The 24,607-nt window shown below is 69.5% G+C and carries 20 protein-coding genes; 11 read left to right on the forward strand and 9 right to left on the reverse strand.

The window, feature by feature from the left end:
- Positions 1 to 56 precede the first annotated feature (56 nt).
- The 3 genes from ABZ796_RS01745 (at position 57) to ABZ796_RS01755 (ending at position 5,320) form a co-directional block, all read left to right on the forward strand.
- Positions 57 to 2,147: an MMPL family transporter gene (locus ABZ796_RS01745; protein ID WP_357334092.1), complete on the forward strand. Its 2,091-nt coding sequence runs from the start codon at positions 57 to 59 to the stop codon at positions 2,145 to 2,147.
- Positions 2,148 to 2,272: 125 nt separating this feature from the next.
- The gene (locus tag ABZ796_RS01750) at positions 2,273 to 3,325 is read left to right on the forward strand and encodes an SGNH/GDSL hydrolase family protein (RefSeq protein ID WP_357334094.1); all 1,053 of its coding nucleotides are present in this window, start codon (positions 2,273 to 2,275) and stop codon (positions 3,323 to 3,325) included.
- 195 nt (positions 3,326 to 3,520) lie between these two features.
- Positions 3,521 to 5,320, forward strand: coding sequence for a penicillin-binding transpeptidase domain-containing protein (locus tag ABZ796_RS01755; protein WP_357334096.1), 1,800 nt, complete (start codon positions 3,521 to 3,523; stop codon positions 5,318 to 5,320).
- A 273-nt stretch (positions 5,321 to 5,593) separates the two neighbouring features.
- Here ABZ796_RS01755 and ABZ796_RS01760 read toward each other — a convergent pair whose 3' ends face one another.
- From ABZ796_RS01760 to ABZ796_RS01770, 3 genes are all read right to left on the reverse strand, one after another.
- Complete coding sequence (locus tag ABZ796_RS01760; protein ID WP_357334098.1) at positions 5,594 to 7,096, reverse strand: SPFH domain-containing protein; 1,503 nt, start codon at positions 7,094 to 7,096, stop codon at positions 5,594 to 5,596.
- Positions 7,097 to 7,111: 15 nt separating this feature from the next.
- Positions 7,112 to 7,642 carry a hypothetical protein gene (locus ABZ796_RS01765; RefSeq protein WP_357334100.1) on the reverse strand — a complete coding sequence of 177 codons (531 nt, stop codon included), beginning with the start codon at positions 7,640 to 7,642 and terminating at the stop codon, positions 7,112 to 7,114.
- Positions 7,643 to 7,721: 79 nt separating this feature from the next.
- The gene (locus ABZ796_RS01770) at positions 7,722 to 8,405 is read right to left on the reverse strand and encodes a pirin family protein (protein WP_357334101.1); all 684 of its coding nucleotides are present in this window, start codon (positions 8,403 to 8,405) and stop codon (positions 7,722 to 7,724) included.
- Between the two features lie 45 nt (positions 8,406 to 8,450).
- Between ABZ796_RS01770 and ABZ796_RS01775 the strand changes: the two genes are divergently transcribed.
- Positions 8,451 to 9,671, forward strand: coding sequence for a family 1 glycosylhydrolase (locus tag ABZ796_RS01775; RefSeq protein WP_357334103.1), 1,221 nt, complete (start codon positions 8,451 to 8,453; stop codon positions 9,669 to 9,671).
- 2 nt (positions 9,672 to 9,673) lie between these two features.
- Here the strand turns inward: ABZ796_RS01775 and ABZ796_RS01780 are convergent, their stop codons facing one another.
- Together ABZ796_RS01780 and ABZ796_RS01785 are read right to left on the reverse strand one after the other, a co-directional pair.
- Positions 9,674 to 10,093, reverse strand: coding sequence for an HIT family protein (locus tag ABZ796_RS01780; RefSeq protein ID WP_357334105.1), 420 nt, complete (start codon positions 10,091 to 10,093; stop codon positions 9,674 to 9,676).
- Positions 10,094 to 10,190: 97 nt separating this feature from the next.
- Positions 10,191 to 12,191 carry an NADPH-dependent 2,4-dienoyl-CoA reductase gene (locus tag ABZ796_RS01785; protein WP_357334107.1) on the reverse strand — a complete coding sequence of 667 codons (2,001 nt, stop codon included), beginning with the start codon at positions 12,189 to 12,191 and terminating at the stop codon, positions 10,191 to 10,193.
- A gap of 62 nt (positions 12,192 to 12,253) precedes the next feature.
- Here ABZ796_RS01785 and ABZ796_RS01790 point away from each other — a divergent pair, with 62 nt between their 5' ends.
- The 4 genes from ABZ796_RS01790 to ABZ796_RS01805 all read left to right on the forward strand — a co-directional run bounded on the left by ABZ796_RS01790 (position 12,254) and on the right by ABZ796_RS01805 (position 15,732).
- Entirely contained in the window at positions 12,254 to 13,120 is an 867-nt protein-coding gene (locus ABZ796_RS01790) for an ABC transporter substrate-binding protein (protein ID WP_357334109.1), read from the forward strand.
- A gap of 17 nt (positions 13,121 to 13,137) precedes the next feature.
- Complete coding sequence (locus ABZ796_RS01795; RefSeq protein ID WP_357334111.1) at positions 13,138 to 14,016, forward strand: amino acid ABC transporter permease; 879 nt, start codon at positions 13,138 to 13,140, stop codon at positions 14,014 to 14,016.
- Positions 14,013 to 14,762 carry an amino acid ABC transporter ATP-binding protein gene (locus ABZ796_RS01800; RefSeq protein ID WP_357334113.1) on the forward strand — a complete coding sequence of 250 codons (750 nt, stop codon included), beginning with the start codon at positions 14,013 to 14,015 and terminating at the stop codon, positions 14,760 to 14,762. The genes ABZ796_RS01795 and ABZ796_RS01800 overlap by 4 nt, the downstream gene beginning before the upstream one ends.
- Before the next feature lie 193 nt (positions 14,763 to 14,955).
- Positions 14,956 to 15,732 carry a hypothetical protein gene (locus ABZ796_RS01805; RefSeq protein WP_357334115.1) on the forward strand — a complete coding sequence of 259 codons (777 nt, stop codon included), beginning with the start codon at positions 14,956 to 14,958 and terminating at the stop codon, positions 15,730 to 15,732.
- A 22-nt stretch (positions 15,733 to 15,754) separates the two neighbouring features.
- On the opposite strand, the gene ABZ796_RS01810 is transcribed toward ABZ796_RS01805, so the two are convergent.
- On the reverse strand, positions 15,755 to 17,203 hold the full coding sequence (locus tag ABZ796_RS01810; RefSeq protein WP_357334117.1) for a glyceraldehyde-3-phosphate dehydrogenase: 1,449 nt from the start codon (positions 17,201 to 17,203) through the stop codon (positions 15,755 to 15,757).
- A 166-nt stretch (positions 17,204 to 17,369) separates the two neighbouring features.
- The gene (locus ABZ796_RS01815; RefSeq protein ID WP_357334118.1) at positions 17,370 to 18,755 is read right to left on the reverse strand and encodes a protein kinase; all 1,386 of its coding nucleotides are present in this window, start codon (positions 18,753 to 18,755) and stop codon (positions 17,370 to 17,372) included.
- 189 nt (positions 18,756 to 18,944) lie between these two features.
- Here ABZ796_RS01815 and ABZ796_RS01820 point away from each other — a divergent pair, with 189 nt between their 5' ends.
- Positions 18,945 to 20,123 carry a CaiB/BaiF CoA-transferase family protein gene (locus ABZ796_RS01820; RefSeq protein WP_357334120.1) on the forward strand — a complete coding sequence of 393 codons (1,179 nt, stop codon included), beginning with the start codon at positions 18,945 to 18,947 and terminating at the stop codon, positions 20,121 to 20,123.
- Between the two features lie 146 nt (positions 20,124 to 20,269).
- Here the strand turns inward: ABZ796_RS01820 and ABZ796_RS01825 are convergent, their stop codons facing one another.
- On the reverse strand, positions 20,270 to 21,097 hold the full coding sequence (locus ABZ796_RS01825) for a hypothetical protein (RefSeq protein ID WP_357334122.1): 828 nt from the start codon (positions 21,095 to 21,097) through the stop codon (positions 20,270 to 20,272).
- A 270-nt stretch (positions 21,098 to 21,367) separates the two neighbouring features.
- Here ABZ796_RS01825 and ABZ796_RS01830 point away from each other — a divergent pair, with 270 nt between their 5' ends.
- Positions 21,368 to 22,882 (forward strand): NAD(P)/FAD-dependent oxidoreductase, encoded by a 1,515-nt coding sequence (locus tag ABZ796_RS01830; protein ID WP_357334124.1) that lies wholly within the window; start codon positions 21,368 to 21,370, stop codon positions 22,880 to 22,882.
- Positions 22,883 to 22,976: 94 nt separating this feature from the next.
- Entirely contained in the window at positions 22,977 to 23,645 is a 669-nt protein-coding gene (locus tag ABZ796_RS01835; protein ID WP_357334125.1) for a TetR/AcrR family transcriptional regulator, read from the forward strand.
- 10 nt (positions 23,646 to 23,655) lie between these two features.
- Here the strand turns inward: ABZ796_RS01835 and ABZ796_RS01840 are convergent, their stop codons facing one another.
- Positions 23,656 to 24,585 carry a LysR family transcriptional regulator gene (locus ABZ796_RS01840; RefSeq protein WP_357334127.1) on the reverse strand — a complete coding sequence of 310 codons (930 nt, stop codon included), beginning with the start codon at positions 24,583 to 24,585 and terminating at the stop codon, positions 23,656 to 23,658.
- Positions 24,586 to 24,607 lie beyond the last annotated feature (22 nt).

Genomic DNA, 24,607 nt, shown 5'->3' on the forward strand with positions numbered 1-24,607 from the left:
CCTCCATACATGTTGTCTGGCTACCTATAGCCAGACGAGATACGACAGGAGACATGATGACCACGCAGACGATCACGAGACCTAGCCCGCTGCGGCGGCTGGCGTCCTTCTCCCAACGCCATCACTGGACCGCGCTGCTGCTGTGGGTGGTCGTCCTGGTGGGGGTGACGGTGTCGGCACAGAGCATCGGCGACGACTACCGCAACTCCTTCGACATCCCCGGCACCCAGTCGCAGGAGATGGCCGACCTACAGGCGAAGCATGGCGGGTCGACCGGGGACGAGGTGCGCGCGGTCATCCACGACGAGCGCGGCTGGGACACCGACCAGAAGGCCGTCGACCAGCTGCTCGCCGACCTCGCCGAGGTGCCTCACGTCGAGACCGTCGAGGCGGCCGATCCGCAGCGCGGGTCGGTGAGCGAGGACGGTACGACCGCGCTGGTCACCGTCGTGATGGACGCGGAGGCGGGCGAGCTACCGATCAGCGCCTACGAGCCCTTCCTCGACCTGGCGGACGAGACCTCGACCGGCGACCTTCAGATCGAGATGGCAGGCGACTCGATGCGTGAGGTGAACGAGGGCGAGGGCGGCAGCTCCGAGGGCATCGGGATGCTGGCCGCCCTGGTGATCATGCTGTTCATGTTCGGCTCGTTCCTGGCCGCGAGCCTGCCGCTGATCACTGCGATCTTCGCGGTCGGCACGACCTTCGGCGTGGTTACGCTGCTCTCACACCTGACCACGATCCCGGACTACACCGTGCCGATGCTGATGATCGTCGGGCTCGGCGTGGGCATCGACTACGCGCTGCTGGTCTTCTCGCGCTACCGCAGCGAGCTGCTCGGCGGCGCCACTCGAGAGGATGCCACGGCGACCGCCATCGACACCGCCGGCCGCTCGGTCCTCTTCGCCGGGGTCAGCGTGATCCTGGCGCTCTGTGGCCTGTACGTGCTGCAGCTGACCTCGATCCAGGGCGTCGTGCTCGGCGTCGCCCTCACTGTCCTGATGACCATGATCGCCGCGGTCACCCTGCTGCCGTCGCTGCTGACCCTTTTCGGCAAGCGCCTGGAGAAGTCCGTACGCAGGCACGCGGCCCGGTCGCGGCGCGAGCCCGGCCAGCGCTGGCGCGCCTGGGCCTCCGGCGTCCAGCGGCACCCGTGGGCCGCGCTGGTCGTCTCCCTGGTCACGCTCGGCGTCCTGGCCGCCCCGGTCCTCGGCCTCCAGCTCGGTTTCGCGGATGCCGGCAACGACGACGCCTCCTCGACCACGCGGAAGGCGTACGACCTGGTGGGCGAGAAGTTCGGGCCCGGTGCCAACGGCCCGCTCGTCGTCATGACCGAGGGCCCCCAGGAGCAGGCGGGTGCTGCGTACGAGCAGGTCCAGGGGTACGCCGGCGTGGCCGCCGTGACGCCGCCGCAGCCGTCGGCCGACGGTGCGGTGTTCACCTCCATCGCCTTCCCGGAGACCGGGCCGCAGGACGCCGGGACCACCGAGCTGGTGAAGGACCTGCGCGCCGACCTCGGCGACGACGTCCTCGTCGGTGGGTCGACCGCGGCGCTGATCGACTACTCCGACGCGGTCGGGAAGAAGCTGCCGCTCTTCATCGGGATCGTCGTCGGGCTCTCCGCGCTGCTGCTGATGTGCGTCTTCCGCTCGGTCGCGGTGGCGATCAAGGCGGCGATCCTCAACGTCCTCTCGATCGCCGCCTCGATGGGCGCGATGACGTACGTCTTCCAGGAGGGTCTGCTCGGGGTCGAGCCGGGTCCGATCGAGGCGTTCCTGCCGGTGATGACCTTCGCGATCGTCTTCGGGCTCTCGATGGACTACGAGGTCTTCCTGATCTCGCGGATGCGCGAGGAGTGGCTGCGCAGCGGCGACGCCCAGGAGGCGGTCCGGGAGGGGCTGGCGCACACCGGCGGCGTCATCACCGCCGCGGCCGCGATCATGGTCGTGGTCTTCGGTGCCTTCTGGTTCAGCCCGGACCGGATGCTCCAGGAGATGGGGTTCGTGATGGCGGTGGCGGTGCTGCTCGACGCGGTCGTGGTGCGGTGTCTCGTCGTGCCCGCGGTGATGCGGCTGCTCGGCGCCCGCGCCTGGTGGCTGCCGCGCTGGCTCGACCGCATCCTGCCTCGCCTGCAGAACGCCGAATGAACCCGGCTGAGCGGGTTCCGGACAGTTACTTGGACGTGAAACAAATTTCCTGCGGGCGGGAGCAAGTGCGCGTACAACCGTAGAGAAGGGCCGCCCCCAGCGGCCCCTGGCTTTCGGGAGTTGCCATGAACGGTTCGACCTTCCGCCTGTCCAAAGTCCGCCTCGCGGTCTCCCTCACATCCATCGCCCTTCTCGGTGCCGGCCTCGCCGTCGCCCCCGGCTCCCCAGCCTCCGCGGATCCGATTGCTTCGGGCTTCGCTTCAGCGGCTGGGGAGCCCTACGTCGCCCTCGGCGACTCCTACTCCTCAGGAGTCGGCACCCGCAGCTACATCAACGACGGCAGCCAGTGCATGCGGTCGACCCTGGCGTACCCGAGCCTGGTCGCCGCCGCGAAGGGCTACAACCTCAACTTCCGCGCCTGCTCGGGCGCGGTCGTCGCCGACGTGACCAACAGCCAGCTCAGTGCGCTGTCCAGCTCGACCCGTTACGTGACCATCTCCGTCGGTGGCAACGACGCCGGCTTCGCCGACGTGATCACCGAGTGCGCTCTCCCCGCCTGGGCGAGCGACTGCGCCGGAGCGGTCGCGGGTGCGCAGAACTACATCCGCAACACGTTGCCGGCCAGCCTCGGGACGCTCTACTCGAGGATCCGGTCGGCCGCTCCCAGCGCGAAGGTGGTGGTCGTGGGCTATCCGAAGCTGTTCATGGGTGAGGACTGCAACGCGCTCACCTGGTTCAGCCCGTCGGACGAGGCGATCCTCAACGACACCGCGGTGCTCCTCAACAACACCACGGCCTCGCGGGCGAGCGCTGCCGGATTCAGCTACGTCAACCCGATCAGCCGGTTCACCGGACACGCGGTCTGCGACAACCCCGAGTGGGTCAACGGGCTCTCCAACCCGATCGAGGAGTCCTACCACGCCAACACCGCGGGCCATCGGGACGGTTACACCCCTCTGGTGAGCTCGCCGCTCACCGGCGCCGCGGTCACCGCGACCCCGGCCGTGGTCACCGCCGCCGAAGCGACCGGTCCCGCGCAGGCCTCCAGGCAGCGGAAGTACGCCGCCCTCGACCGTCACATCGAGCCGAAGGTGGTCCAGCCGCCGACCCGTGAGCGTCTGGAGAAGCTCGCCGACCAGCGCGGCGTCGACCTGGACGCCTGGCTGGCGACGCACTGATCCGGACGGTTGTGAAGCCGGGCGTGTCCACGGCCACGCTCGGCTTCACAACCTCCGCGTTGGACAGGTGTAACCCAATCTTGGGGGCGAGGCTGATAGAACCGTTCCATGCGAGTCTCCCGGGGCATAGCGGCCCTTGCTGTTGCCTTACCGCTGCTTGCTGCCTGCGGTGGGGCCAAGGAACCGGGTCCGAGCATGTCGACCCTGACGACCGCGCTGGAGACCGGCTCCTTCACGAAGGTCGACTTCGTGACGAAGACCGATCCCAAGGCCGTCGCCACCGACTACAGCGATCTGACCGGCAACCTGTTCGGGAAGCTCGGCGCGCCCGACGTGACCGCGACCAAGCCGGTCTTCTCCGGCCACGGCACCGACAGCGCGAAGTCGACACTCACCTGGGCGTGGGGACTGCCGGGCGGCCGGTGGACCTACGAGTCGGAGGTCGAGCTCCGCAAGACCGATGAGAAGTGGGAGTTCGTCTGGGAGCCGACGGTCGTCGCCCCGACGCTCGCCGAGGGACGCAGCCTCCACGTCGAGACCGTCCAGCAGCAGCGCGGCGAGATCCTGAGTACGTCGGGAGCGACCCTGGTCGCGGATCGGCCGGTCGTCACGGTCGGCATCGACAAGACCCTGATCGACCCGGTGGCGGCTCCCGCGGCCGCCCGCGATGTCGCCGCGATCGTCGGCATCAACCCGAAGCGCTACGCCAAGCGCGTCAGAGCGGCCGGTGACAAGGCGTTCGTGGAGGCGCTCTCGATCCGTAAGCCGATGATGACGAAGGCCAAGTCCGCGAAGATCGCCAAGATCAAGGGCGCCGCGATGCTCAACCGGACCCTCCCGCTCGGCCCGACCAAGGAGTTCGCCTCGCCGGTCGTCGGCATCGTCGGTGAGGTGACGGCGGAGATGATGAAGAAGAAGCCCGGGACCTACCTCCCGGGTGACCTCGCCGGGCTCTCCGGCCTGCAGGCGCGCTACGACGAGCAGTTGCGAGGGAAGCCCGGGCTCCGGGTCGCGGTGCTCGGCGACGAGGGGGAGGTGCTCAAGAGGCTCTACAGCACCGACCCGATCGACGGGAAGTCGCTGACCGTCACCCTCGACGCGCGGCTGCAGAAGAGCGCCGAGAAGATCCTGAAGCGCGTCAAGCCCGAGAGCGCCCTGGTCGCGCTCCGGCCCAGCGACGGTGCCGTGCTGGTCGCCGCCAACGGCGAGGACAACAAGATGAACCTGGCCACCTACGGTCAGGCCGCGCCGGGCTCGACCTTCAAGACCGCGACGACGCTGGCCCTGCTGCGCAAGGGCCTCAACGCCAAGAGCCAGGTGACCTGCCCGGCCAAGGCCACCGTCGACGGCAAGACCTTCAAGAACGACTCCTGGTACCCGAAGTCGGCCCTCGGCGAGATCACGCTCGCCCACGCCGTCGCCGAGTCCTGCAACACCGCCATGATCGGTGCGGCCGGCGAGGTCGGCCACGCCGAGATCGCCTCCGCCGCCGCCTCGCTGGGCTTCGGGATCGACCGCGACGCCGGCTTCACCTCCTACTTCGGGGAGATCCCCGAGCCGGCCGGAGACACCGAGCACGCCGCCGACCTGATCGGGCAGGGCAAGGTGCTCGCCTCACCGCTCGTGATGGCCACTGTCATCGGCTCCATCCAGGCCGGTCACACCGTGGTCCCGACCCTCGTCCAGGGCCAGGTCGCCAAGCCGTCGGGTGTCGAACCGCTCGCCGCCGACGAGGCCGAGCAGCTGCGTACGATCTTCCGGGGTGTGGTCACCGACGGCACCGGTGGCGGCCTGGCCGACGTGCCGGGCAAGCCGGTGATCGCCAAGACCGGTACGGCCGAGTTCGACCGCAACGGCAAGCGCCTCACGCACACCTGGATGATCGCGGCACAGGGCGACCTGGCAGTGGCCGTCTACGTCGACGAGGGCGAGAACGGTGCCGCCACCTCGGGCCCGCTCGTCGAGGCCTTCCTCCGGATGGTCAACGAGCGCTAGAGGCCGCGGGGTTCTCGGTCGCAAATGAGAGGTGGCCCGGCCGTGAGGCCGGGCCACCATCAATTTCCCTCGGTGCTTCTCTACCGACGGGGGGAACAGTAGAGAAGCTCAAGGGGCGAGCCTGGCGGCCTTGCGGCCGCGAGGCCCGGTCGAGGCTTGGAGTGCTCCCTCCCTACGTCGACGTGGATACATAACCAGACTTGTTCCTGGCTGTCACGTTTATGTCCCTTTTCCACACGATTGGTGACCGGATGTTGGCAAGGTGTGGACCGGTCACTGCCCGGCCGGGATCTCGGCGGTGCCGTTCACCGAGGTCGAGTCGGAGGCCTTGCGGAGCATCGCGCCGAGGTCGACGCCGGTCGCGGTCTTGAGCATGTTGAGGGTCTGGACGACGTTGTCGTTGACCTGCTTCGGCAGAGCGCCGGCGCCCTCGGTGGAGAGCACGGTGAGGTTGTCGATGGCGCTGATCGGCGCGGCGACCTCCCGGGCGACCTGGGGCAGGACCTCGATGAGCATCTGCAGCACGGCGGCGTCGTTGTAGGACGCGAACGCCGCGGCCCGCTTGTCCATCGCCTCGGCCTCGGCGTGACCGACGGCCAGGGTGGCGGCAGCGCTCGCCTCACCCTCGGCCCGGGTGGCCTCGGCACCGGCCAGACGCAGCGCCTTCTGCGCGTCACCGCGCTTGGCGCCCTCGATGGCCTCGGCCTCGGCCAGCGCGGCACGACGGGCCTTCTCGGCCTCGCCGGAGAGGCGCGCCTGCTCGGCGTCGGCCTCGGCGGCGGCGATGGTCGCCGCCTTACGGGCCTCGGCGGCGGCGATCTCGGAGTTGCGGCGGCCCTCGGCCTCCTGCTCGACGCGGTAGCGCTCGGCGTCGGCGGGCTTGCGCACCTGAGTCTCGAGCTGCCGCTCGGTCAGCGCCGCCTGGCGTACGGCGACCTTCTCCTGCTCGGTGAGGATCGCCTGGTCGCGGTCGGCCTGGGCCAGCGGGCCGGAGGCGGCGGCGTTGGCGGAAGCCGCGTCGGTCTCGGCCTTGATCTCGGCCTGCTTGAGCGCGAGTGCGCGCTGGGCGACCGCGATCTCCTCCTCGGCCTTGATCCGGGCCTGCTCGGCGGCACGACGGGCCTCGGCCTCGGCGATCGAGGCGGCCTGGGTGATCCGGGCGGCCTCCGGGCGGCCGAGGTTGGCGAGGTAGGAGCCGTCGTCGGTGACGTCCTGGATCTGGAAGGTGTCCAGGATCAGGCCCTGGCCGGTCAGCGAGGACTCGGACTCGTCGGCGACCCGCTGGGCGAACGCGGCCCGGTCACGGATGATCTGCTCGACGGTGAGGCCACCGACGATCGAGCGCAGCGCACCGGCGAGCACCTCCTGGGTGAACGGCTCGATCTCCTGCTGCTGGGAGAGGAAGCGCTGCGCGGCCAGTCGGATCTGGTCGGCGTTACCGCCCACCTTCACGATCGCGACACCCTCGAGGTTGAGCTTGATGCCCTGCCCGGAGACCGCGCCGCGGATCTGGACCGAGATCCGGCGCGAGGAGAGGTCCATGGTCGCCAGCTTCTGGACGAACGGCACCACGAAGACGCCGCCACCGAGCACGACCTTCTGTCCCGACAGGTCGGTGGTGAGCTGGCCGGTCTCGGGGTTGAGCACCGCCTTGCCCTTGCGGCCGGTGACGATGAAGGCCTGGTTGGGGCCGGCGACCTTGTAGCGGCTGGTGACCAGCAGCAGAAGCAGGATGAGAAGTACGACAAGGCCGGCGATCGGCACCAGCAGTTCCATGGGGACCCCTTCAGGTCAGGAGGTGATCTCGCGCCAGGTCGGCGCGACGGTGACTGCCGTCGGTGAGATGACGCCGGTCACGTGCACGGCGGTGCCGGGGGTGATCGCCTCGCCGGTGTCGGGCGCCTTGGCGTTGTAGGTCACCGTGTGGCCCCCGAGTGCGACCCGCACCACGCCGAACCCGTCCGCCGGGATCGTGGTGATCACGGCGGCGTCCAGACCGACGGCTGCCTCCCCCGAAGGTGCCGCGTCGGTGTGCTCCTCCTTCAGCAGGCGGGTCAGCCACAGTGCGAACCAGGCAAAGAGCGCTCCGACGACGGAGCCGATCAGGATGGACGGCAGCAGGCCGAGGCCCAGCGGCCCGTGGGCGATGGCACCGCCGAACCCGAACGCCGACACGAATCCGGCCAGCGCGGCCGTGGAGAACCAGTCGCTCGCCAGCCAGTCCAGCAGGCCGCCGAGGAAGCCGTCGAGGAGGTCGCCGATCACCAGCGACACCAGCAGGAGGCCCAGCCCGACGGCTCCGATGATCAGGAACGTCGTCACACCAAACCTTTCGGCAGAGCTCCACACGGAGCAGCAGTCAAGAGCGGACTTTAGCCGCCGGGCCTGCGCCTTGTCCGCCCTATTCGAAGGTCCAGAGCAGAAGCTCCGTCGGTACGCCCGCAGCGACCGTGAATTCCGGCGGAAGATCATCCCCGGCGGTGATCTCGAAGGCGTCGCCTGCGGTGAGCGGCTCGGCCATCCCGCTGCGCAGGAGGGCGCCGGAGGCGACATGGAGATGGCGGAGCGGGCCCGGCGGGAGGGTGATCTCAGCGGGGCCGTCGGTGCCGACACGGCCGACCCGCAGCGACCCTTGGTCCAGGTGGACCGCTTCGACCCACTCGCCCTCAACCGGAGTGACGTCGTGGACGGCGTACGCCGGCGCGCCCGTGCTGCCCGCGATCCATACCTGGATGAACCGGGTGCCGGCGGCCGAGGCGAACTCGGAGTGGTCGACCCCGTCGCCGGTGGTGAAGACGCCGACCTGGCCGGGTGAGACGGTCCCGGTGGCGCCGGTCGAGTCGGTGTGGGTCACCTCGCCGGACACCGGCCAGGTGACGATCGTGACCCCGGCATGGTGGTGGTTCTCGAACCCCTCACCGTTGCGCAGCAGGTGCTCGTCGTAGGCCACGATCGGGCCGAAGCCAACCCTGCTGGGATCGTAGTGGGGTCCGAAGGAGTAGGTGTGCCAGGTGATTTTTCCTGGCCGGAGGCCGGGTGGACGTTCCGTGAATCGGGCGTTTCCTCGGCGGATCTGGGCAGTCACAGTCATGATTGTGCCGTGGCGTTTCCCAAGTTCCCGACTGGCTTCGTGTTCGGCACTGCAGACGCCACCCGGCCGGGGGGCGAGCAGGATGTTGCGCTGCTCCAACGTCTCGGTGCGCCGGGATACCGGTTCGCGGTCTCCTGGCGTGAGCTTCAGCCGGGTGGGCGCGGTGCCTTCGATCGCGATGCCCGCGCTCGTTACGACCGCCTGGTCGACGAGCTGCTCGAGGCCGGTCTGCGCCCGTCGGCCACGCTCTACGCCGGCGAGCTGCCGGAGCCGCTGGCCGCCGACGGGGGCTGGCTCAACCGCGCCACCGTCGATGCCTTCGGGGAGTACGCCCAGGCGGTCGCGGACCTGATCGGCGACCGAGTCCCGGAGTGGGTGCCGGTCCAGGACCCGAACGTGGCCGGCTACCTCGGCTACGGGCTCGGCACGATCGCGCCCGGACGCCGCGCGGGCTGGGGCGTCGTCGCGGCGATGCACCACCTGCTTCTCGCCCACGGCCGCGGTGTGCAGGTGCTGCGCGCCGCCGGGGTCGAGTCTGTCGGGTGCGCCAACCACCACGAGCCGATCTGGCCGCTCTCGGAGGATCCCGCCGACGTCGGCGCGGCCAAGCTCATCGACCTGGCCTGGAACGCGGTGCCTCTCGAGGCGATGCTGATGGGCCGTTACCCCCGGGACATCGCCGGTCTCGCCGACGAGGTCGCGATGCCTGGCGACATGACCGTGATCCGTTCACCCCTCGACTTCTACGGGGTCAACTTCTTCGCGCCGCAGCGCATCGGCGCCTCCGCCGAGGGCGACGAGATCCCGTTCCGGATGGTGCCGCTGGTCGGCTACCCCGCCACCGACACCGGCTGGGGCGTGGTGCCCACCGCCCTGCGGGAGTGGCTGATCATCACCCGATCCCGCTATCGCGCCGCGATGCCGCCGATCGTGGTGACCGAGTGCGGTGCTGCGTACGACGCCCCGGTGGTGGACGGCGAGATCGACGACCAGGCCCGCATCGACTACCTCGAGGCGCACCTGGAGGCGGTCTCGGCCGCGATCGAGCGCGGTGTCGACGTCCGCGGCTTCTACGCCTACACCCTGCTCGACCGGGACGGCTGGGAGGCGCCGTTCACCGGCAAGGACTGGGAGGACGGCGTCGGCGGGAAGTACGGCCTGGTGCACGTCGACGCCGCCGGCGTACGCACGCCGAAGCGGTCCTTCGGGTGGTACGCCGACATGGTCGCCGCCCACGCCGAAGGCGCTCCGACCGGCTGAGCCTAGAAGGCGAGCTTCTCGCCGATCGCCTTGATCGCGTCCAGGTCGCCCGGGCGCGGCACCCACGGGAGGGTGAGCGAGTCCCTGGTCTTGTCGGTGTAGCGCGGGATCACGTGGAAGTGCAGGTGGAACACCGTCTGCCAGGCGGCCGGCCCGCAGTTGTTGAGTACGTTGACCCCGTCCGCCTGCAGCACGTCGACCGCCCGCTTCGCGACCGCCTGGGCGGCCCTCGCAGTCGAGGCGTACACCGCCGGGTCGGCCTCCAGGACGTCCTTGGTGTGCGTCTTCGGCACCACCACCGCGTGCCCTTCAGCGGCCGGGGCGATGTCCATGAAGGCGTACGTCTCGTCGTCCTCGTAGATCTTCGTCGACGGGATGTTGCCCGCGACGATGTTGCAGAACAGGCAGTCGGGATCGCTCATGCCGCCGCCTCCGTCGGGCAGATCGAAGAATACGGAACCGGCGGCCTGAGGCCTATTGTCACTCGCTGGCGCTCGCTCATGCTCCGAGGCTATCGGGTCACAAGCCGGCCGCGACCTCGGTTCCCTGCTTGATCGCGCGCTTGGCGTCGAGCTCGGCGGCGACGTCGGCGCCGCCGATGAGGTGCCAGTGCTCTCGCTCGGTCCACAGGTCGCGCACCGACTCCTGACCCGCGCAGAGGACGACGTGGTCGACCTCGAGCGTGCGGGGCTCGCCGTCGACGGCGTAGTGGAGGGTGAGGGAGTCGTCGCCGGCCTCGATCTTGTCGTACGTCGCACCTCGGACCTGCTTGACGCCGTCCTGCTTGAGGTGGGCGCGGTGGGCCCAGCCGGAGGTCTTGCCGAGGCCGATGCCGATCGGGGTGGCCTTGCGCTGCAGCAGGGTCACCTGGCGCGCGGGGGCCTCGAGGACAGGGATGGCGAGTCCGCCGCGGAAGGTCGCCGGGTCGCCGACGCCCCAGCGGGCCTTCCACTCCTCGAGGGTCTCCGGACGGTGGGTCAGCCAGGCGGACACGTCGACGCCGATGCCGCCGGCGCCGATCACCGCGACCCGGCGGCCCGGGACGACCCGGCCGGCGAGCACGTCTGCGTACGTCACGACCCGGTCGTCCTCGGAGCCGGCGATCTGCGGGACGCGTGGGGTGACGCCGGTCGAGACGATGACGTGGTCGAAGGGCTCCAGTTCGGCGGTGGTGGCCTCGGTGTCGAGGCGTACCTCGACGCCCAGCACCTCCAGGCGCCGGGTGAAGTAGCGCAGCGTGTCCTTGAAGTCTTCCTTGCCGGGCACCGCCATCGCGAGGCGGAACTGGCCCCCGACCTGCGAGGACTTCTCGAACAGGGTCACCGCGAAGCCGCGCTCGGCGGCCGAGGTGGCGGCGGCGAGGCCGGCCGGCCCGGCGCCGACGACGGCCACGGTCTGCTTCAGCTTGGTCGGGGCGAGCACCAGCGTCGTCTCGCGCGCCGCCCGCGGGTTGACCAGGCAGGAGGCGGCCTTGTTGGCGAAGGCGTGGTCCAAGCAGGCCTGGTTGCAGGCGATGCAGGTGTTGATCTCGTCGGTGCGGCCCTCGGCGGTCTTCCTGGCGAACTCGGGGTCGGCGAGCAGCGGGCGTGCCATCGAGACCAGGTCGGCCTTGCCCTCGGCGATCGCCGACTCGGCGAGCTCGGGGGTGTTGATCCGGTTGGAGGCGCAGACCGGGACCGACACCTCGGCCTTGAGGCGGGCGGTCATGTCGAGCCACGCTCCACGCGGGACCTGGGTGATGATGGTCGGCACCCGCGCCTCGTGCCAGCCGATGCCGGTGTTGAACACCGAGACGCCGACGTCCTGGAGCGCGTACGCGAGCTCGATGGTCTCCTCCCAGGTCTGGCCGTCCTCGACCAGGTCGAGGATCGAGAGCCGGAAGATGATCGGGAAGTCGTCACCGACCAGCTCGCGGCTCCGGCGGACGATCTCGACCGGGAAACGCATCCGGTTGGTCGCGGTGCCGCCCCAGCGGTCCTCACGCTGGTTGGTCCGCTCGGCGAGGAACTGGTTGATCAGGTAGCCCTCCGACCCCATGATCTCGACCGCGTCGTATCCGGCCCGCTTCGCCAGCGAGACGCTCTTGGCGAAGTCGTTCACGGTCGCGTCGACGGCCTTGTCGGAGAGGGCCGCGGGCTTGAACGGGTTGATCGGCGCCTGGACGGCCGAGGCGCTGACCGAGAACGGCGTGTAGGCGTAGCGGCCCGCGTGCAGCACCTGCATCGCGATCGCGCCGCCCTCCTCGTGCACCGCGCCGGTCACCCGGCGGTGCTGGGCGGCGTGCAGCCGGGAGCTCATCTCGCTCGCGAACGGCTTCAGCCAGCCGCGCTTGTTCGGCGCGTAGCCGCCGGTGATGATCAGCCCGGTGCCGCCCTTGGCCCGCTCGGCGAAGTAGGCCGCCAGCTTCGGGATGTCCCACGCGTGGTCCTCGAGGCCGGTGTGCATCGAGCCCATCACCACACGGTTGCGCAGGGTGAGCGACCCGATGGTGATCGGTGAGAGCAGGGATTCGTACGCCATGGACGTATGCTACTCACGAGTAATAAGAAGCGGCTAGTGCCCGTACCATCTACGATTCCGGCATGTTGCATCAGCCCGGGCGCACTCGCCTCACTGCCATTCTCGCTCCGCTCGCTCTCGCTGCGGCCCTGACCGCCTGCGGGAGCGAGGCCGAGGACAGCGCCGAGGGTGGCGCGCCCACCTCGTGCGAGGCTGCCGACCTGCCGCTGAAGCAGGACGGCAAGCTGACGATCGGCACCGACTCCCCGGCGTACGAACCGTGGTTCTCCGAGAACGACCCCAGCAACGGCAAGGGCTTCGAGTCGGCGGTCGCCTACGCCGTCGCCGAACAGCTCGGGTTCGCGAAGGACGACGTCGTCTGGGTCAAGCAGACGTTCAACACCTCCTACACGCCGGGCGAGAAGAAGTTCGACTTCGACATCAACCAGATCTCGATCACGCCCGAACGTGCGGGTGTCGTCGACTTCTCGCAGGGCTACTACACGGCCTCGCAGGCGGTCGTGATCATGGAGAAGGATGCCGCCAAGGCCGCCTCGCTCGAGGACCTGAAGGGGCTCAAGCTCGGCGCCCAGACCGCGACCACGTCGCTCACCGCGATCCGCGAGGACGTACAGCCGACCACGGACCCGCTGGTCTTCGACACCAGCGACCAGGCCAAGCAGGCGCTGCTCAACGGCCAGGTGGACGCGCTCGTCTTCGACCTGCCCACGGCGTTCTACATCACCGCCGCCGAGATCGAGGGCAGCACGATCACCGGCCAGTTCGAGAGCAGCGAGAAGCCGGAGGAGTTCGGCCTGCTGACGGAGAAGGGCAGCGGCCTGGCGCCGTGCCTCGACGAGGCGCTGACCGCGCTCGAGGAGGACGGCACCCTCGCCGCGCTCGAGAAGGAGTGGCTCTCCGACGTCGTCTCCGTGCCTGTGCTGAAGTGACAGAGTCGAGTCGTTCTGTGGAGGGGTCATCTCGACAGGCTCGATACGACGCTCGACAGGCTCGACCACCGAGTGCGCGGGAGCTCGAGAGGCAGGCCGTACGCCGCCGGCTGCGGATCCAGCAGATCGTCATCGCCACGGTGGTGACCGTCGTGGTCGCGGTCGGGCTGGCGCTGCTGGTCATCTCCTCGCCGGGGTGGGACCGGGTCCGGGACTACTTCTTGAGCTGGTCCCACGCACGTGACTCGTTCGCGGCGATCGCGGAGGGGTTCTGGATCAACATCCGGATCTTCCTGGTCGCCGAGCCGTGCGTACTCGTCCTCGGTGCCCTCGTCGCCATCGCCCGCCAGACCACCTCCCCGTGGCTGGCGCCGCTGCGGCTCCTGGCGACCGGCTACACCGATCTGTTCCGCGGGGTGCCGTCGATCATGGTCGTGGTCATCTGTGGCATCGGGATTCCGGCGCTCGGCCTGTCCGGGGTGACCAGCTCGCTGTTCTGGCTGACCACGTTCGCCCTGGTGCTCTGCTACGGGGCCTATGTCGCGGAGGTCTTCCGCGCCGGCATCCTGGCGATCCATCCCACCCAGGTCGCCTCGGCCGAGGCGCTGGCGCTGACCCGCGCCCAGACGATGCGCTTCGTGGTCCTCCCGCAGGCCGTACGCCGCGTCGTGCCGCCGCTCATGAACGACCTCGTCTCGCTGCAGAAGGACACCGCGCTGATCTCGGCGGTCGGCGTCTTCGAAGCGCTCCGGGCGGCCCAGGACTACCAGGGCTACCACTTCAACGGCACGCCGCTGCTGGTCGCTGCTGCGTACTTCCTCATCGTCGCGGTCCCGCTCACCCGGCTCACCGACTGGCTGATGCGGCGACAGATCGAGAAGGAGCAGGGCCGATGACGGCACCGGTGACGTCAGGGCTGCTGGAGGCCAAGGCCCTGCGGAAGTCCTATCGAGGCAGGGTCGTCCTGGATGACCTGGACCTGTCCGTGGCCGAGCACGACGTGGTCTGTCTGATCGGTGCGTCGGGGTCGGGGAAGTCGACGCTGCTGCGCTGCCTGAACCTGCTCGAGACGATCGACGACGGGGTCATCACGTTCGACGGCCGGGAGATCTCCGACCCGCTCGTGGACCCGCGCTCGGTCCGCCGCGAGATCGGGATGGTCTTCCAGGCGTACAACCTCTTCCCACATCTGTCCGTGCTCGACAACTGCACGCTGGCGCAGGTGCGGGTGCACGGTGTTCGACCTGGTGAGGCCGCGGATCGAGCCCGGGAACTGCTGGCCCGATTCGGTCTGGCCGACAAGGCCGACGCCCACCCCGACGCCCTCTCCGGAGGTCAGCAGCAGCGGGTCGCGCTCGTGCGGGCGATGTGCACCCGGCCGCGCCTGCTGCTCCTCGACGAGATCACCGCCGCCCTCGACCCCGAGCTCGTCGGGGAGGTGTTGGAGATCGTCCGGGCCGAGGCTGCTGCCGGAGCCACCCTGGTCCTCGCCACCCACGAGATGTCCTTCGCCCGCGAGGTCGCCACCAAGGTCTGCTTCCTCGACGGCGGGCGTGTGCTGGAGCAGGGCCCGCCGGAACAGCTCTTCGGTGATCCCGTCGAGGAGCGCACCCGCGCCTTCCTCGCCCGCGTCCGCCCCTGATCCCTGACTGCGATGAGCGTGCCTTTTACAAGACGATGACACTTTGTGAGCCGCCGTTCACAAGGTGTCATCGTCTTGTAAAAGAGAGCGGATCCGGCCTCAGGGGCGGGCAGCCGGACAGTTTCCACAGAGTTATCCACAGGGTCTTGATTGTGGTCGCGTCACCTGACGTGTGCTCCTAGCGTCCCTGCGTATGGGGATCACAACGCGACTCACCACCCGCGAGGCGATACGTCGGATCTGCGAGCTGCACATGATCGGGAAGGTCGAGGCGAACCGTGTCCTGACCGCCGGCCTGGCCGGCGCTGGGCAGAGGATGGGCAGCTCGATCGTCTATGACGAGCGCAGGCTGGCCGAGCTGTTGGCTCGGCCGCGCTGCACGGACCAGACGCTGGATGCGGTCCGGCCGGTCGCCGTCAGGCTCGGTCGAGAACGCAGGTGGAACATCTCGCAGACCTGGGATGAGCAGGCCGAGGTCGTGCGGCGCAACTGGTACGTCCCGCCCCTCCTGGGCACGATGCTGGACGGGTGGGGCTGCCTCGACGGTCGCCGGTTCCCGTTGGTCGCAACGGTCGCCAGCTGGGTGGTGTTCGGTGCGGAGGTCATCGGTCACACCTACGACGAAGCTGCGACACCGGTGCGGAACCGCAGTGCACCGCCTCGTACGTTTCACGTCGAACCGCCTGGCGACTGGTTCGAGCCGATGAAGGAGACCTGGCTGCCGCTCGAACGCGGACCGGCGGTGACGGTCTGGGGTGCGCCGGTCAACGGTCCGCTGCGCGAGGTCGACTGGCTCAGGGTCGATGCCGAGAGTCAGAAGGAACAGCTCGAGTACGAGATGTGGCTACGGTCTGCGCCGGCCCTCCGCGACGTCGCGCAGGTCGGCCTGACCAGCGCCGATGCCATCCTCCGAGCCTGGAACGCCGCTGCCCCGCCCCATCCGGAGACCGGACAGGACGGGGCGGCGTAGGGGCTGCTTCGCTCCAGGCTGCTCAGACCGCGGCCGGGGCCGGAAAGGTCGGGTACTCGACACCGGAGATCGACTGCACGGTGCGGACGACCTGGCAGGAGTAGCCGAACTCGTTGTCGTACCAGACGTAGAGGATCGCGGAGTCGCCGTCGACGATGGTCGCGTTGCCGTCGACGATCGAGGCGGCGCGGGAGCCGATGAAGTCGGAGGAGACCGCGTCGCGGGCGGTGGTGAAGTCCACCTGGCGACGCAGCTCGCCGGTGAGCGAGGCCTCGCGGAGGTAGTCGACGACCTCTTCCTTCGAGGTCTCGCTCTTGAGCGAGAGCGACAGGATCGCGATCGAGACATCCGGGGTGGGGATGCGGATCGAGTTGCCGGTGATCTTCGCCTTCAGGTCCGGGAGCGCCTTGGCGACGGCGGAGGCGGCACCGGTCTCGGTGAGCACCAGGTTGAGCGGTGCGGAGCGGCCGCGACGGTCGGCCTTGTGGTAGTTGTCCAGCAGGTTCTGGTCGTTGGTGAACGAGTGCACCGTCTCGACGTGACCGCGGACGATGCCGAAGCGGTCCTCCATCAGCTTCAGCGGCGGCACGATCGCGTTGGTCGTGCAGGACGCGCAGGAGATGACCTGCTCGTCGCCGGTGAGGGTCTGGTGGTTGACGCCGTGGACGATGTTGGGGACGTCGCCCTTGCCCGGCGCGGTCAGCAGGACCTTCTTGACGCCCGGGCGCAGGTGCTGCGAGAGGCCCTCGCGGTCACGCCACTTGCCGGTGTTGTCGATGAGGATGGCGTCCTTGATGCCGTACGCCGTGTAGTCGACCGTCGTCGGGTCGTTGGAGTAGATGAACTGGATCGGGTTGCCGTTGGCGATGATCACGCCGTTCTTCTCGTCCACCGTGATAGTGCCGGCGAACTGGCCGTGGATCGAGTCGCGACGCAGCAGCGAGGCGCGCTTGATGAGGTCGTCCTCGCCGCCCTTGCGGACGACGACGGCCTTCAGCCGCAGACCGTGGCGCGAGCCGGCCTTCTCGACGAGGAGGCGGGCGACGAGCCTGCCGATCCGGCCGAAGCCGTAGAGCACGACGTCCTGGCCGCCGTTGCGCTCGAGCTTGTTCTCGCCCGTGGCGTCGGACAGCTTCTCGGCGACGAAGTCGTCGACGGAGAGGCCGCGGTCGTCCTCGGCGTACTGGACCGCGAGCAGGCCCAGGTCGATCTTCGAGGGACCGAGGTCGAGCTTCGCGACTGCCTGGAGCAGCGGGAACGTCTCGGTGACCGAGAGCTCCTCGCCCTCGATCTGGCGCGCGAAGCGGTGCGCCTTGAGGATCGAGATGTCGGACTTGCTCACCAGCGACCGGCTGTGGACCAGGATGGTGACATCCTTCTCGCGGTAGAGCTTGCCGATGATCGGGATCATCGTCTCCGCGAGCTCCTCGCGGTGCTGCCAGTCGTTGAAGGTCTCGTCGGTGTCGCTCACAGCTCAACTTTCAGTTGCTCGGGAAGAAGGACGGCACACCCCGCCAGGCTCGATTATCGGTGCGACGGGACGCCCGGCCACCTTGATCGATCCAACCTCGGGCACGGTGTGACCCGGGTCTCTCCGGCCCTTGCGAGCCGCCCCTCAGAACGAGCTGTGAACGCCGTCAGGGAGTCGCGGTCGCGGTCGGATCCCCGGCGGGATCCTCGGTCGGTTCGGCCGTCGCGGTCTCGGTCGGCTCGGCCGTCGGCGTCTCGGTGACCGGCTCGGTGGCCGGGTCGCTGGGGGCCGTCGCGCTCGCGTCGGGCGAGGTCGAAGGCGTCGCGTCGCCGGTGGCGGTATCGCTGCTGGGGGCGATCTCGCCGTCGCCCTCCGCGCCGTCGCCACCGGGCTCCTCGCTCAGCCCGGGATCCGTCCCGGTGTCGACCGAACCGCCGACAGGCGTGCTCGGCGCCGTGCTGCGCTCGCCGGTGGTCGGCTCGGCAGACGGGGTGACCTCGCCGACCGTCGGGGTGTCGTCCTCACCGGTCAGGAGGTCGGGGTTGGCGGCGACGGCCACGCCGGCCGAGACCAGGACCACGGCCGCCGCGGCCAGGACCGCGACCTTCCAGCGCCGGCCGGAGGCCTGGGCGGGCTCTGCGAACGTGGGCGCCAGCGTGGGCAGGTCGGCGGTGTTGCCGGAAGCCGTGGCGGGGTGGGGAGCGCGAGCGATCCCACCCGTGGCGAATGCAGGTGGCGGCGCGCCGATGCTGGTCTCCTCCGCCGCGGTGACCGGGGCCGGCAGCAGGGTCCAGTCGCCGTTGGTGGCGAGGATGTCCGCGGCGGAGGGGCGTCCGGCCGGGTCCTCGGCCAGGCAGGCGGCGACCAGCGGGCGGAGATAGACCGGACAGAGGCTCAGGTTGGGCGACTCGCCCTTGAGGAGATGTCCCATCGAGCCGATCTCGCCGCTGAACGGCCAGCGACCGGTGGCAGCGACGAAGGCGACCAGGCCCAGTGCCCAGATGTCGACGGCGCTGGAGAAGGTGCCGGTCTGGACCTGCTCGGGTGCCTGGTAGCCGTAGGTGCCGACCGCCTTGCCGGTCTGGGTCAGCGCGGTGCCGTCGACGGAGCGGGCGATGCCCATGTCGATCACGCACGGGTCGGTGTCGCCGTAGAGGATGTTGCCCGGCTTGATGTCGCGGTGCACCAGCCCGGCACGGTGCACCGCGGCGAGAGCCTCGGTGACACCGGCGACCAGCTGGCGTACGTCGATCTCGGTCAGGCGCTGGCCGGAGCCGACCCGCTTGCTGAGCGGCGGGTCGGGGACGTACTCGCTCGCCATCCAGGGCTGCTCGGCATCGGGGTCGGCGTCGAGGACCCGCGCGGTGAACCGGCTCTGGACCCTCTTGGCGGCCTCGATCTCACGCTCGAACCGGGCGCGGAAGCCCGGGTCGGAGGTGAGCTCGGGAAGGATCACCTTCACCGCCGCCTGCATCCCGTTCGCGTCCTCGCCCAGGTAGACGACGCCCATACCGCCGTGGCCGAGGCGGCCGGTGAGCGCGTACGGACCCATCTCGCGGGGATCGTTCGCGGTCAGTGGGCTGACCGAGCTGAACGGGCGGGACTGGGGGGATGTGGGGATTTCCCGAGACAACTTCTCTGCTCCTGTGCACCGGCGAGTGTGTCTCGGAGCGTATCGGACTCCGCACCGCGATCAGGTCACGCCGGGCGGAGGGTTCCGTACTCTGCAAGGATCGCCGTCATGACTGAATCGACGGAACATTCCACAGTGACGTTGGGCCAGGGCACCGGACCGCTCCGCGGGGTCAAGGTCGTCGAGCTGGCAGGGATCGGGCCCGGGCCGCACGCCTGCACGATCCTCGCGGACATGGGTGCGGACGTGATCAGGGTCGACCGGCCGGGCGGGAACGTGCTCGGCGGCGGTGCCGGCGACCTGCTCACCCGTGGCCGCCCGAGCATCGCGCTGGACCTCAAGAACCCGGCTGCCGTCGAGACCGTCCTGCGCCTGGTGGAGACCGCTGACGTGCTCATCGAGGGGCTGCGCCCCGGGGTCACCGACCGCCTCGGGCTGGGCCCCGACACCTGCCTGGAGCGCAACCCGCGTCTTGTCTACGGCCGGATGACCGGCTGGGGTCAGGAGGGGCCGCTGGCCCAGTCCGCCGGTCACGACCTCACCTACATCGCCACCACCGGCGTGCTCAACGGCCTCGGCCAGGACCCGGCCCGTCCGCACTTCCCGCTCAACCTGCTCGGCGACTTCGGTGGCGGATCGACCTATCTGGTGATGGGCATCCTGGCCGCGCTCGTCTCGGCGAAGACGACCGGCCAGGGGCAGGTCGTCGACGCCGCGATCGTGGACGGCACCGCCCACCTCGCCACGATGATCTCGGGGATGCTCGCCTCCGGCGCCTGGCACGAGCAGCGGCAGAGCAACCTGCTCGACGGCGCGATGCCGTTCTACGCGCTCTACGACACCGCTGACGGCCGACAGGTCGCGGTCGGTGCGCTGGAGGGCAAGTTCTTCGCCGAGATGGTCACCCGGCTCGGGCTCGACGGGGTCTGCCCGGGGCAGTACGAGATGGAGCGCTACGACGAGATGCGCGACCTCTTCGCCAAGACCTTCGCGTCCAAGACGATGGCCGAGTGGGCCGATCTCTTCGAGGGCACCGACGCCTGCGTCGCCCCGGTCCTCACCCCCTCCGAGGCCGCCACGCATCCGCACCTGCAGGCCCGTCAGACGTACGTCACCCACTACGGCGTCACCCAGCCTGCCCCCGCTCCGCGGTTCAGCCGCACCACCTCCACCTTGGGCGCGGGACCGGCCGCCAGCGCGGGCCAGCACACCCGCGAGGCCCTCGCCGCCTGGGGCATCGACGACGCCGACGCACTGATCGAGAAGGGCGCCGCGTTCCAGGACTGACCGAGATCCCGCCGAGTCGGCGCGTTATGACGAGCCGACTCGGCAGGGAATCGCGTCAGGATGAGCCGACTCGGCAGGAAATGCGAACGGCGCGGCGTACGGATTCGAATCCGTACGCCGCGCCGTCCTACGTGACGCGGTTTGGCTCAGTCCTTGTGGACCAGAGCGGCAGCGCGGCGACGCAGGACCACGACGAGCGCGGTGCCGGCAGCGGCAGCACCGGCGAGCATGGCCAGCAGCGGCCACATCGCGGGCACGGGGGAGTCGCTCTCGCCGGCGAGACCGGCGTCGATGTTGGTCGGGACCGCAGAGTCGCTCTCCGGGGTCGGCGCCGCGGAGGTCTCCTCGTCGGTGGCCTCGGACTCGTCAGCGACCGGGGTGGCCTCGGTGGGCTCCTCGGTCGGCTCCTCGGTCGGGGTGGGCTCCTCCGACGACGCCGGGGTCGGCGTCGCGGACTCGCTGGGCTCCTCGGTCTCGCAGTTCTGGAACCAGAAGACCTTGGTCTTGGTGTCGTTGCCGATGCTGCCCGGCGTGTGGACGGTGACCTTCGCGTGGAAGCCCTGCTTCGGGTGGGCGAGGCCGGTGGCGGACAGCGTGTAGGTCTCACGACCGTCGAGGCCGTCGTCGAGGCCGTCGTCGGTGCCGGCGCCGGTGGCGGCGTCGCCACCCACGAAGACCTCGCTCGGACCGTCGACGGTGAGCTCACCGTCGACGGTCGGCGCGTGCAGCTCGAAGTCGATGGTGGAGACGATGTCCTTGCCCTCGTCGAAGCCGTACCACTCGATGTCGAGGGTGCAGCCGACGTGCGGCTCGTTGTTGGGAACGTCGTCGATGTTGCCGTGCGCGATCACCTTGACGGTGCCGTTGTTGCCGGCCGGGTCACCGTGGTCACCGGTGGCGAACGCCGGCGCTGCGGCGAGCCCGGCGAGGGAGACGCCCGCGACAACCGCGCCGGCGCGTACGAAATTGAACACTCGAGAACCTTTCGAAGACCATGACCGCACCGTGCGGTCCGCAAGCAGCCCCAGCCATCGAAAGCGATGGGTGAGTGACCCCGAAATCGCCGTGGATGCGTGCCGCCCCCACAGCTGCAGACCGCAGAGTAGCGGCCTCGCGTGCGCGCGTGGAAGTGGGGTGTCGGCGGTGTTACCGAGCCGTTCACGGTTGCCCGATCCACCGAATTGCTTGCAAAAGTTCGCGGGACAGGGTGTCGCAATCAGATACTTCCGGGTAACCTCGGTCGCATGCATGTCGACGTACTGATCATCGGGGCCGGCGTCTCCGGCATCGGAGCGGCCGCGCAGCTCCGTGAGCGCCTTCCTGGCAAGACGCTCGCGATCCTGGAGCAGCGGGAGGCCAGTGGCGGCACCTGGGACCTCTTCCGCTACCCGGGCATCCGGTCCGACTCCGACATGTTCACCTTCGCCTTCAAGTGGCGGCCGTGGGAGAGCGCGCAAGCCCTCGCCGACGGTCATCAGATCCGCGACTACCTGCGCCAGACGGCGAAGGACTACGGCGTCGACAAGCTGATCCACTACGGCCACAAGGTCACCGGTGCCGCGTGGAGCACCGAGGACAAGCAGTGGACGGTCTCCGTCGAGACCCCGGACGGTCCGACCGAGATCACCGCCGGCTTCCTGTGGAACTGCTCGGGCTACTACGACTACGCCAACGGCTACCAGCCGGAGTTCGCCGGTCTCGACGACTTCGAGGGCACCTTCGTCCACCCGCAGCACTGGCCCGAGGATCTCGACTACGCGGGCAAGAAGGTCGTCATCATCGGGTCCGGCGCGACAGCTGTCACCCTCCTGCCCAACCTGGCGGGCGAGGGCAGCGACCGGGCCGAGAAGGTGACGATGCTGCAGCGTACGCCGACCTACATCCTCTCCCGCCCCGGTCAGGATGCGATCGCCTCGCTGCTGAAGACGGCGCCGTTCAAGCTGCTCGGCAGGCTCCCCTTCAAGCGCGTGCGCGAGAAGATCGGCCACGAGGCGGTCCGCTGGGAGAACATCGCGCTCACCGTCGGCACCTACCAGCTGGCCCGCCGGGCCCCTGGTGTCGTCAAGAAGGTGATCCGCGAGCAGTGGATCAACGGACTCACCGCCCGCAATGGCCGCCCTGGCATGACCAAGGACGAGGCGGTCGCGTACGTCGACAAGCACTTCAACCCGCCCTACAACCCGTGGGACCAGCGCATCTGCTTCGTCCCCGACGGCGACATGATGAAGTCGATCCGCGAGGGGTACGCCGCGGTCGTGACCGACCGGATCAAGACGTTCGTGCCGAAGGGCATCGAGCTCGAGTCGGGCGAGACGCTCGAGGCCGACATCGTCATCTCCGCCACCGGGCTCAACCTCCGGCTCTTCGGTGGCCTCGACTACACCGTCGACGGTGAGCCGATCCGCCTGCCCGAGCAGATGGCCTACAAGGGCCTGATGATCACCGGGATGCCCAACTTCGCCTACACGATCGGCTACACCAACGCCTCCTGGACGCTCAAGGCCGACCTGGTCACCGACTACGTGATCCGGCTGCTCGACTTCATGGGCGAGAACGGCTACGACGTCGCCGGGGTCACCCGCGACCCGAGCGTCGAGGAGCGGCCGTTCATGGACCTGGCCTCCGGCTACATCCAGCGCTCGCTGGACCTGATGCCGAAGGCCGGTGACCGCTCACCGTGGACCGCGAAGCAGAACTATCTCGTCGACATGAAGGGGCTCGGGGCGCCGGTCGCCGACGGGGTGATCCGGTTCGCCTGAGCCGTTCCGGGAGCCGGCTCGGGATGGGCCTGTGATTACTGTGACAGGCGTTCCAGGCTCGGCGTGAAGTACGTGGGACTACGATGGTCCCACCATGGATGGCAGGGCAGTTCGCTGGAAGCGTCACAACGACGACCGACGAAAGCGCATCGTCGATGCCGCGATCGGGCTGATCGAGACCGACGGCGTCAACGTCAGCCTGCAGGCGATCGGTCAGGCCGCGGGGCTCTCCCGCTCGGTGGTCTACCGGCATTTCGCCGACCGGCGTGAGCTCGACCTCGCCATCCAGGCCGACATCCTCGACGGTCTGTGGGCCAAGCTCTTCCCGGCGATGGAGCTGACCGGCTCGATCCGGCAGATCATCTCCCGCACCGTCGGGGCGTACGTCAACTGGGCGCTCGAACACCCGCTCCTGCACCAGGTGGCCGATGTCGACACCGCGCCGAACGGCAGCGGTCCGCTGCAGCAGGGCCTCGACCGGATCGCGGAGCGGATCAAGGAGCTGATCCTGGCCGCCTTCGAGCTGACCGGCGTCGAGGTCTCCGAGGTCGACAAGAAGGCCGTCGACCCGCTGATCTACGGCCTGATCGGGATGGTCTTCGGTGCCGTGCGCCGCTGGGTCCACCTCGGTGAGGGCATCCCCGACGCCGAGCATCTGACCTCGGTCGTCACCGAGGCCGTCCTGGCCATGATCGACACCCGCACGACGGCGTACGGGCTCTCAATCGACCACGACCAGCCGCTCGAGGACCTCTTCGGCTGATCGGCGGGGCTCAGCCGGGCAGCGTCAGGTCCGCGGGCACCACGCGAGCCAGCGCGGCGCGGCACGCGAGGATCCCCGGGGAGTCGGCGATGGCGGTCCGGGTCGCGGTGAAGACCGTACGCCGCGGCGAACCCGGCAGATCGATGAGCCGCACCGCGGTCCGGTGGCGTACGCGCATCAGGTCGGAGAGCAGGGCGACCGCGTTGCCGGACTCCACGAGCGCGACATGGGCCTCGACGTCGTCGGTCTCGTAGCGGACCTCGGGCTCGAAGCCTGCCCGCCGGCACTGCTCCTCGATCCAGTGGCGCGACGCCGTGCCCGGCGGTTCCATCGCCCACGGGACACAACCGGCGTCGGCGAGGCTGGTGATGTTGTCCCAGATCGCCCCGGAGCCGCGGGGCGGGAGGGCGAGCCGAAGCCGGTCGGTGGTGAGCGGCTGTCGGTCGAGACCGTCGAAGTGCGGCGCGCCGTGGTCGGGGTAGTGCTCGGCGACGACCAGGTCGAGCTCGCGCAGGGCGAGGTCGTTGAGCGCCTGCTCGGGCGCGCGCTGGGAGAGCATCACCCGCAGCCGTGGATGACGCCGGGTCAGGTCGGCGAGCGCCTGCGGCATGTAGGCGAGCGCCACGGACTGGAAGACGGCGACCCGGACGGTGCCGGCGGTCTCGTCGCCGAGCGCGGTGACCGCGGCCTCTGCGGCCTCCAGCCGCGCCAGGATCTCGGTCGTGTGCTCGACGAGCACCTCGGCCGCGGCGGTGAGCTGGACCCGTCTTCCCGCTTTGGTGAGAAGGGGGACGCCGACCTCCCGCTCGAGCTGGCCGAGCTGCTGGGAGACCGATGAAGGACTCTGGTGGAGGGCTTCGGCGACCTCGGCCAGGGTCCCGCGCGCGGCGAGCTCGGCGAGGAGGCGGAGACGACGGACGTCGAGCATCTGACCGTTCACCTCTCCTTACGAATAATCTCCA

This window comes from Nocardioides sp. NPDC047086 (genome assembly GCF_040643685.1).
GTDB lineage: Bacteria > Actinomycetota > Actinomycetes > Propionibacteriales > Nocardioidaceae > Nocardioides.